A 278-nucleotide genomic window follows, 5' to 3' on the forward strand; every position below is an offset into this window, starting at 1 on the left:
CCGTTCCAATGCACGTAACCAACCACTTTCTACAGGAACTTCTTCTACTTCTTCTCTTAAACGTGGAGATCTTGTAATGGATCAAGAGCGTCATACCTGTACATGGAAAGATAAACCTGTTATTTTAACTGTTACGGAATTTTTGATTCTGCAAACCCTCGCACAAAGACCAGGCGTTGTAAAAAGTCGTGACGCCTTAATGGATGCTGCCTATAGTGATCAGGTTTATGTGGATGATCGTACCATTGATAGTCACATTAAGCGTCTGCGTAAAAAAT

1 protein-coding gene is annotated in these 278 nt (G+C 40.6%); it reads left to right on the forward strand.

The genetic code is table 11. From position 1 onward, the window contains the following. A partial coding sequence (locus tag ACFINC_RS11250; protein WP_375617258.1) for a winged helix-turn-helix domain-containing protein occupies window positions 1-278 on the forward strand: 278 nt, incomplete at both ends.

The sequence above is a fragment of the Bartonella sp. AP58NXGY genome (assembly GCF_042195785.1).
In the GTDB taxonomy this organism is placed as follows: domain Bacteria; phylum Pseudomonadota; class Alphaproteobacteria; order Rhizobiales; family Rhizobiaceae; genus Bartonella.